Below are 10,374 nucleotides of genomic sequence, written 5' to 3' on the forward strand. Positions count from 1 at the left end.
TCATGACATGCCGAGGTCGTTGTCGATGAAGTCGAAGATCTCGTCCACGGTGGCGGAGTTGATCCGGTCGCTCACCCCGGCGCCGGTGTCCGCCGCCGGTTCGGTGGCCTCCCGTTCGCTCCACTTCGCGAGCAGCGTCTGGAGCCGGGAGGCGATCCTGGCCCGCTGTGGGTCGTCCTGCGCCACCTCGGCGAGCGCGTCCTCCAGCCGGTCCAGCTCGGCGAGCGCGGGCAGCGCCCCGGCCGTGTCGCCCGCCGCGACCTGCGTGCGCAGATGGCGGGCGAGGGCCGCGGCGGTCGGGTGGTCGAACAGCAGCGTGGCGGGCAGCTGGGTGCCGGTGGCGAGACCGAGCCGGTTGCGCAGCTCGACGGCCATGAGCGAGTCGAAGCCCAGCTCACTGAACGCCCGCTTCGGGTCGATCGCGTCCACGGAGTCATGCCCGAGGACGCCGGCGACATGGGTGCGGACGAGGGTGGCCAGGACGCGTTCCTGGTCCGGCTCGCTCCGCCCGGCCAGCTGGGCGCGCAGCGCCCGGAGACCGCCCTGCCCGTCGCCCTCCGCTGACCGGCTTTCCGGGGCCGCCTGCCGGGCCTCCGGCAGGTCGGAGAGCAGCGCGCTGGGCCGCACCGAGGTGAAGCCGGGTACGAAGCGCGCCCAGTCCACATCGGCCACGGTCAGCGTGGTGTCGCCACGGGTGAGTGCCCGCTCCAGCGCGTCGACCGCGAGCCGCGGGTCGAGCGGGCTCATACCGCCCCGGGTGAGGCGCTCGGCCCGTTGCTCGTCACCCGCGGTTCCGGCCGCCATGCCGGCGCCGTCCCACGGCCCCCAGGCGAGGGAGGCGACCGGCAGGCCGAGGGCGTGCCGGTGCTCGGCGAGGGCGTCCAAGTAGGCGTTGGCGGCGGCGTAGTTGGCCTGGCCGGTCGCCCCCGCCGTGCCGGCGAAGGACGAGAACAGCACCAATGGCGTCCGGTCGTCGGCCAGTTCGTGCAGGTGTATCGCGGCCGCCATCTTGGACCGCAGTACGGCGTCCAGGCGCGTTCCGTCGAGCCCGGCGATCAGCCCGTCGTCGAGCACGCCCGCGGCGTGGAAGACGGCGTCGACGGGATGCGCGGCCAGCAGCCGCGCCAGCGCCTCACGGTCGGCGGCGTCGCAGGCGGCGAGCGTCACCCGGGTTCCCCGTGCGGTGAGTTCGGCGCGCAATTCGGCCGCGCCCGGTGCCTGCGGGCCGCGTCGGCCCGCCAGGATCAGGTGCTCGGCTCCCCGGTCGGCCAGCCGGCGGGCGACATGTGCGCCGAGCGCGCCGGTGCCGCCGGTGATCAGTACGGTGCCGGTGCACGCCCACGGCTCGTCGGTGCCGGCCGCGGCGTCCCTGGCCTGGGCCCGGACCAGCCGCCGGACGAACACACCGGAACCGCGTACGGCGACCTGGTCCTCGCCCGGACCGGCTTCCAGTACCGCGCAGAGCCGCTCCACGGCCCGCTCGTCGGGCTCCGCCGGCAGATCGACCAGGCCGCCCCAGCTCTGCGGCTGCTCCAGGGCGGCGACCCGCCCGAAGCCCCAGACCGCGGCCTGTACCGGGGACGGCACCGCCTCACGGTCGCGTACCGCGACGGCGCCGGTGGTGGCGCACCACAGGGGCGCGCCGGTGCCCAGGTCGTCGAGCGCCTGGACGAGGGCCATGGTGGCGGCGAGTCCGCCGGGCGTGGCGGACTGGTCCCGGTGCGGTTCCTCGTCGGTGCCCAGCAGGGACAGCGCCCCGTCCACGGGGCCCGACTCGCCCAGCAGTGTGCCCAGTTGGCCGGCGAGCGTCTTGCGGTCGGCGCGGCCGCAGTCGACCTCGACCGGGACGACCGCGGAGGCCCCATGGGCGGTGAGCCCGGCCGCGAGCGCCGTCTCCCAGGCGCGGTCGCCACAGCCCGCGGGGAAGGCGAGCAGCCAGGTGCCGGACAGTACGGGAGTCGGGGCGTCGGGGGCCGACCGCCAGGTGACCCGGTACTCCCAGCCGTCGGCGACGGTGCGTTCGCGCTGCCCGTTGCGCCACGAGGCCAGCGCGGGCAGTACGTCGCTCAGCGGGGCGTCGCCGGCCAGGTGGAGACGCTCGGCCAGTTCGCCCGGGTCGGCGTGTTCCACCGCGGCCCAGAACTGGTCGTCCACTGTCTGCGCCGGGTCCGTCGCGGTCTGCGGAGCGGCCGGCTCCAGCCAGTACCGGCGGCGCTGGAAGGCGTAGGTCGGCAGCTCGACCGGGCGCGCCCCGTCGCCGTACAGCGCGGCGGGCGCCGTCCCGAGCCCGCGCGCGTGCAGTGTTGCCGCCGCCCGCAGGGCGCTGTGTGCCTCGGGCCGTTCGCGCCGCAGGACGGGGAGTGCGGCGGTGTCCTCACCGGGCTCGCGCAGGTTGTCCCAGGCCATGGCCGCCAGGGCGCCGTCGGGCCCCAGCTCCAGATACGTCCGTACTCCCCCGGCCTCCAGACCGCGGATGCCGTCGCCGAAGCGGACGGCCTCCCGCACATGCCGCACCCAGTAGTCGGGCGAGGTCAGGTCGGCGTCGGCCGCCGGTTCCCCGGTGAGGTTGGAGACGACGGGCAGCCGCGGCGGTGCGTAGCGCACGCTCCGCGCGATCTCGCCGAACTCCTCCAGCATCGCTTCCATCAAGGGAGAGTGAAACGCATGGCTGACCCGCAAACGCCTAGTCTTTCGTCCCCGCGCGGCCAGCTCTCCGGCGATCTCGGTGACCGCGTCCTCGGCACCGGAGACGACGACGGCCGACGGCCCGTTCACCGCGGCGATCCCCGCCCGGTCCGCCCGGCCCGCCAGCAGGGGCAGCACCTCCTCTTCGGCGGCCTGTACGGCGATCATGGCGCCGCCTTCCGGCAGTGCCTGCATCAGCCGCCCGCGGGCAGCGATCAGCCGGCACGCGTCCTGGAGGGTCAGCACCCCGGCCACATGCGCGGCGGTCAGCTCTCCGATGGAGTGGCCGATCAGGACATCGGGCCTGATCCCCCACGATCCGACGAGCGCGTGAAGTGCCGTTCCCACGGCGAACAGTGCGGGCTGGGTGTAGGCGGTGCGGTCGAGCAGCGCGGCCTCGGGCGTGCCCTCGTCCGCGAAGACGAGGTCGCGCAGCGGCCGTTCGAGGTGGCGGTCGAACTCCGCGCAGACCTCGTCGAACGCCGTCGCATAGGCGGGGAACCGCTCATGGAGTTCGCGTCCCATGGCGGCGCGCTGGGAGCCCTGGCCGCTGAACAGGAAGGCGAGTTTTCCGCCGGAGTCCGCCCGCCCGCGCACCAGCTCCGCCGCATCCTCCCCTCGGGCGAGCGCGGCGAGTCCCTTCAGGAACGCGTCCCGGTCCTCGGCGACCAGCGCCGCCCGGTGGTCGAAGGCGGCCCGGGTGGTGGCCAGCGCGTAGCCGACATCGTGGACCGGCAGGTCCGGGCGGTCGGTGAGGTGGGCCCGCAGCCGCTTCGCCTGGTCGCGGAGTGCCGCGGCGGACCGGGCGGACAGCGGCCAGACGACAGGCCCCGGCTGACCGCCGGGCCCGTCCTGTCCGGCGCGGGCGGTGTCGGCCCGACCGCTGTCGGGAGTCGTGCCCTCGACGGGTCCGCCGTCGGCCGCCCCGGCCTGTTCGAGCACCACATGCGCGTTGGTGCCGCTGATCCCGAACGAGGACACGGCGGCCCGGCGCGGCAGTTCGCGCTGCGGCCACTCCACGGGCCGGGTCAGCAGCCGCACCTCACCGGCCGACCAGTCGACATGGGAGGAGGGTTCGGTGACGTGCAGCGTGCGGGGCAGTACGCCCTTCTGGAGCGCCAGCACCATCTTGATCACACCCGCCACACCCGCGGCCGCCTGGGTGTGCCCGATGTTCGACTTCACCGAACCCAGCCACAGCGGCCGGTCCGGCGCGCGGTCCTGGCCGTAGGTGGCGATCAGCGCCTGCGCCTCGATCGGATCGCCCAACGACGTCCCGGTGCCGTGTGCCTCGACCGCGTCCACCTCATGGGCGTCGAGTCCGGCGTTGGCGAGTGCCGCCCGGATGACCCGCTGTTGGGAGGGCCCGTTGGGGGCGGTCAGGCCGTTGGACGCCCCGTCCTGGTTGACCGCGGACCCGCGGAGCACGGCGAGCACCGGATGCCCGTTACGCCGCGCGTCGGACAGCCGCTCGACGAGGACGATGCCCGCGCCCTCGCCCCAGCCGGTGCCGTCCGCGTCGTCGGCGAACGCCTTGCACCGCCCGTCGCCCGCCAGTCCCCCTTGCCGCCCGAACTCCACGAAGGCGCCGGGGGTGGCCATCACGGTCACCCCGCCCGCGAAGGCGAGGTCGCACTCCCCGAGCCGCAGTGCCTGTGCGGCCAGATGAAGCGCCACCAGCGACGACGAGCACGCCGTGTCGACGGTGACGGCGGGACCTTCGAGGCCGAAGGCGTAGGAGACCCGGCCGGACGTCACACTGGTGGCGTGGCCGGTGAGCAGTTGGCCTTCGCTGCCCTCAGGCAGGGTGTGGGCGGCCGAGCCGTAGCCCTGGTAGTTCGTGCCCGCGAACACCCCGGTGCGGCTGCCGCGCAGCGCCGCCGGGTCGATGCCGGCCCGCTCCAGCGCCTCCCAGGAGGTTTCCAGCAGCAGCCGCTGCTGCGGGTCCATGGTGACGGCCTCACGCGGCGAGATGCCGAAGAAGTCCGCGTCGAAGTCACCGCTGTCGTGGAGGAAACCGCCTTCGACCCGGCCGGTGTCGCCGTCGGTGTGCCAACCGCGGTCGGCCGGCAGGGGCGACAGCGCGTCCACACCGTCGGCCAGCAGTCGCCAGAACTCCTCCGGGCTGCCCGCCCCTCCTGGGAACCGGCAGCTCATGGCGACGATGGCGAGCTGATCCTCGCCGGTCGCCTGCTGCCCGGCCGCGACGGCCGGTGTGGCGGCCGCCTCGTCGTCCCCGAACAGTTCGGTGCACACATGGCGGGCCAGCGCCACCGGCGACGGGTAGTCGAAGACGAGCGTCGCCGGCAGCCGCAGACCGGTCGCGGCGCCCAGCCGGTTGCGCAGCTCGACGGCGGTGAGCGAGTCGACGCCCAGGCCACGGAAGTCCCGGGCCGGTTCGACGGCTTCGGGGCCGGCGTGCCCGAGCACGAGCGCCGCCTGCGCCCGGACGAGTTCCAGCACCGCGGGTTCCCGCTCGGCGGCCGGCAGCGCGGTCAGCCCGGTCCGCAGGCCCTCCGCCGCGTCACCGGGGGCCGCCGACGCGGCCGAGCGCCGGGCGGACCCGGTCACCAGACCGCGCAGGAGCGCCGGCGGCGCGGAGTGCGGTGCCCGCAGCGCCGCGTGGTCGAGCCGCACGGGCGCGTACACCGGTTCAGCAGTGCGGAACGCCGCGTCGAACGCCGCCATGCCCTGCTCGACCGTGAACGGCACCATGCCACCACGCGCCATGCGCTGCAGATCGGCATCCGCCAGTTCGTCGGTCATCCCCGCGCCGGGAGCCCACGGCCCCCAGGCAAGTGAGGTGGCGGGCAGTCCGGCAGCGTGCCTGGCCTGGGCGAACGCGTCCAGGAAGGCGTTCGCCGCCGCGTAGTTGCCCTGCCCCGAGCCGCCGAACATACCGGCGACGGAGGAGAAGACGACGAACGCGGCCAGGTCCTCGTCCCGGGTCAGCTCGTGCAGTGCGCTCACCGCGTCCGCCTTCGGCGCGAGCACGGTGTCCAGCCTCTGCGGTGTCAGCGACGACAGGACGCCGTCGTCGAGCACTCCGGCCGTGTGCACGACCGCGGTGAGCGGGTGCTGCGGCGGTACGGAGCCGAGCAGCCCGCGCAGCGCCTCGCGGTCCGCCGTGTCGCAGGCGGTGACGGTGACCTCGGCGCCGAGGGCGGTGAGTTCGTCGCGCAGTGCCTCGGCCCCCGGGGCCTGCGGCCCCCGGCGACTGGACAGCACCAGATGACGGACCCCGTGCTCGGTCACCAGGTGCCGGGCCACCACCGAGCCCAGACCACCCGTGCCGCCCGTGACCAGGACCGTTCCCTCCGCATCGAGAGGTACCGGCATCGTCAGCACGACCTTGCCGACGTGCCGGGCCTGGCTGAGGTGGCGGAAGGCCTCGGGGGCCTTCCGTACGTCCCACGCGGTGAGCGGCAGGGGCCGCAGCACACCCTGCTCGAAGAGGCCGACGAGGGCCGTCAGCATCTCCCCGATCCGCTCCGGACCGGCGTCGAACAGGTCGAACGCCTGGTAGCGCACGCCCTCGTGCGCGGCCGCGACCTCCTGCGCGTCACGCACATCGGTCTTGCCCATCTCCAGGAACCGCCCACCCCGCGGCAGCAACCGCAACGAGGCGTCCACGAACTCCCGCGCCAGGGAGTCCAGCACCACATCCACACCACGGCCGGCGGTCGCCGCCAGGAACGACCGCTCGAAGTCCAGGTCACGGGACGAAGCGATATGCCCCTCGTCCAGACCCGAGCCGCGCAGCGTCTCCCACTTCCCCGGACTCGCGGTACCGAACACCTCCGCACCCAGATGCCGCGCCAACTGCACCGCGGCCATACCGACACCACCCGCGGCGGCATGCACCAACACCGACTCGCCCGCCTGGAGTTCGCCCAGGTCCACCAGCGCGTAGTACGCCGTCAGGAAGACCACCGGAACCGACGCCGCCTGCGCGAACGACCAGCCCTCGGGGACGCGGGCGAGGGTGCGCGCATCGGCCACCGCGAGCGGGCCGAAGGACTGGGTGAACAGCCCCATGACCCGGTCCCCCGGGGCGGTCCCGGTCACTCCCGGACCGACCTCGGTGACCACTCCGGCGCCCTCGATCCCCAGCGCCACGGCCTCACCCGGGTACATGCCGAGTGCGTTCAGCACATCTCGGAAGTTCAGACCGGCGGCACGCACCGCGATCCGCACCTGTCCGGCGCCCAACTCGGCCTGCGCCGTGGGTGATTCGGCGAGGTGGAGGTTCGCCAGGGTGCCCTTCTCCGCGATGTCCAGGCGCCATGCCCCGCTCTCCCCGGGCACCGGCAGCACATCCGGCCGTACGTGCCTGCCGAGCCTCGGGACGTACACCTGGCCGGCGCGTACCGCCAGTTCCGGCTCGTCGCAGGCGAGGGCGGCGGGGAGCACGGCGAGGGACTCGCTCGCGCCGTCCAGATCGACCAGCGTGAACCGGTCCGGGTGTTCCGAACGCGCCGACCGGACGAGCCCCCACACGGCGGCCAGCGCCGGGTCCGGCCGCCGTTCGTCCACGGTGACCGCGCCCTGGGTGACGATGACCAGCCGGGCCGCGGCGAACCGCTCCTCGGCCAGCCATGCGTGCAGCAGCGCGAGCGCCCGATGCGTCGCGGCGTGCGCGGCGGCGGCCGGGTCGCCCTCGGGAGCGTCCAGCCGGAGCAGGACGTGGGAGGGCACCTCGTCCTGGGGGAACGCATCGAGGTCCGGGTACACGGACGCGACGATCGCGGAGAGGTCGGGTCGGCTGCTGCCGACGGCTATGTCGACGGCCATGTCGACGGCGGCACCGATGGGGACGGCCGGGTCGGCGGGCTCCGCCAGGGGAGTCCAGTCCATCGTGTGCAGTGCGGTGTCCCGCGCGCCCGCCTTGGCCTGGGCCATCCCGTCGGCCGACACGGGCCGCAGGACCAGGGAGTCGATCGTCGCGACGGGGCCGCCCGAGGCGTCGGCCAGCTCCAGGGCGACCGAGTCGGGACCGTTCACGGTCAGCCGGGCACGCAGCACCGACGCTCCGGAGGCGTGCAGGGTCGCGCCTGACCAGGAGAAGGGCAGCCTGCCTCGGCCGTCGTCCGCCTGGCCGGAGTCCACGAGTCCGAGTGCGTGCAGCACCGAGTCCAGCAGCGCCGGGTGCAGCCCGAAGCCGGCCGCCTCGGGGGCGGCACTCTCCGGAAGCTCGACCGAGGCGAACAGTTCGTCACCACGGCTCCACACCTGACGCAGCCCACGGAAGACCGGCCCATAGCCGAACCCCGCCGCCGTCAGCCCCTCGTACAGCCCGTCGACAGAAACGGGCTCCGCACCGGCGGGCGGCCACGAGGACAGGTCCGCACCGGGCTCCGCGCCGTCCGTGGCGAGTACACCGACGGCGTGGCGTACCCATGGCTGGTCGTCGGCTTGTGCGTCCTGCGGCCGGGAGTAGACGTTCAGCGTCCGGCGCCCGGTCCCGTCCGCGGCCCCGACGGCCACCTGGAGCTGTACGGCGCCCCGCTCCGGCAGGACCAGCGGCGCCTGCAGCGTCAGCTCCTCCACCTGCCCGCAGCCGACCTGGTCCCCGGCACGGACGGCCAGCTCCAGGAAGGCGGTACCGGGGAGCAGGACGGAGCCCGCGACGCGATGCTCGGCGAGCCAGGGCTGCGCGGCGACGGACACCCGCCCCGTGAACACCACGGCGCCGCCCTCGGCCGACCCGTACACGCTGTCCAAGCCGTCCGTACCGCCTGTACCGCCTGTGCCGTCCACACTGCCGGCCAGGGAGACGGCCGCACCCAGCAAGGGGTGCTGCGCGGACACCAGCCCGGCAGAACCGAGGTCCCCGGCCGGCAGTCCCGTGAACCGGGGCCAGTAGCGCTGGTGTTGGAAGGCATAGGTGGGGAGATCGACGGGGGTGAGGGGGGTGGCCGGGGTGAGGGGAGTGGGAGCCGGAGAGGGGAAGAAGGGCTGCCAGTCGATGGTGATGCCGTGGGCGAATGCCCGCCCGGCGGCGGAGAGTACGGCGGATATCTCGCCGCGGTCGTCGCCGCGCAGGGTGGGGATGAGGACATGGCCCGCGTCCGGGTCCGTATCCACGTCACTGTCGAGGCAGCTCTGTGCCATGGCGGTGAGAGTGCCGTCCGGCCCGATCTCCAGGAACCGCGTCACGCCCTGCTGCTCCAGCCACCGGACGCCGTCGGCGAAGCGGACGGCCTCGCGGACGTGCCGTACCCAGTAGTCAGGGGAGGTCAGTTCGTGGGGTGCGGCGAGTTCGCCGGTCAGATTCGACACCACCGGGATACGGGGTTCCTCGTACGACACGCTTTCCGCGACGGCACGGAACTCGTCGAGCATCGGGTCCATCAGCGGGGAGTGGAAGGCGTGACTCACCTGGAGCCGCTTCGCCTTCCGGCCCTCGGACTCGAAACGCCCGGCGATCTCCGTCACCGCGGAGTCCTCGCCGGAGACCACGACCGACCGCGGGCCGTTCACAGCGGCGACACTCACCCGCTGCTCCTGGCCCTCCACCAGCGGCAACACCTCGTCCTCAGTGGCCTGAAGCGCAACCATCGCGCCACCGTCCGGCAGCGCCTGCATCAACCGGCCACGAGCCGCCACCAGCCGGCACGCGTCGTCCAACGACAGCACGCCCGCCACGTGAGCGGCCACCAGCTCGCCGATGGAATGCCCCACCAGGAAATCCGGCCGCACACCGAACGACTCCACCAACCGGAACAGCGCCACCTCCACCGCGAACAACGCCGGCTGAGTGAACTCCGTCCGATGCAACGCCTCGGCCTCGTCGCCGAACACGACATCAAGCAACGGAGTCGCCAACTCGCCGTCGAAGTGCGCGCAGGCGGAGTCAAAAGCATCGGCGAACACCGGGAAGGCGTCATACAGCTCCCGGCCCATCCCCAGCCGCTGCGCACCCTGCCCGGTGAACAGCAGAGCCAGTCGCGCTTCGGGCGCAGCCAGGGCACTCACCACGGAAACCGTTTCGTCCCCTGCGGCCAGCGCCCTGAGTCCGTCAACCAGCGCACTGCGCTCGGTGCCGAGGACGACGGCCCGGTGTTCCCACGCCGAACGTGTCGTGGCCAGGGCGAACCCCAGCTCAGGCGCGCCGAGTTCAGGCCGCGCCTCCACATGCGTCAGCAACCGCTGCGCCTGCGCCCGCAGCCCCTCCCGACTCCGCGCCGACACCACCCACGGCACCACGCCCACACCGCCAACCGGCCGGGCTTCCGCGCTCTCCTCCACCGGAGCCTGTTCGATCACCACATGCGCGTTGGTGCCGCTGACGCCGAACGCCGACACCCCGGCCCGACGCGGCCGCTCCCCTTCCGGCCATCCGACGGCCTCGGTGAGCAGTCGTACGTTGCCGGCCGACCAGTCGACGTGTGACGACGGCTCATCGGCATGCAGGGTCTGCGGCAGGATGCCGTGCTGCAGTGCCAGCACCATCTTGATGACACCCGCCACACCCGCGGCCGCCTGGGTGTGCCCGATGTTCGACTTCACCGACCCGAGCCACAACGGCCGGTCAGCCTCCCGGTCCTGGCCATACGTCGCGAGCAGCGCCTGCGCCTCGATCGGGTCACCGAGCGACGTCCCCGTGCCATGTGCCTCGACCACATCCACGTCGGAGGGCGAGAGTCCCGCACCGGCCAGCGCCTGCCGGATCACCCGCTGCTGCGA

General features: G+C 73.7%; 1 protein-coding gene. It reads right to left on the minus strand.

What is annotated here, in order from left to right; genetic code table 11:
* Positions 1-10,374, minus strand: a 10,374-nt coding sequence (locus ACWC9R_RS32660) for a type I polyketide synthase (protein WP_450736986.1), incomplete at its 5' end; no start/stop codon positions are given.

The organism is Streptomyces sp. NPDC001219, assembly GCF_053597915.1.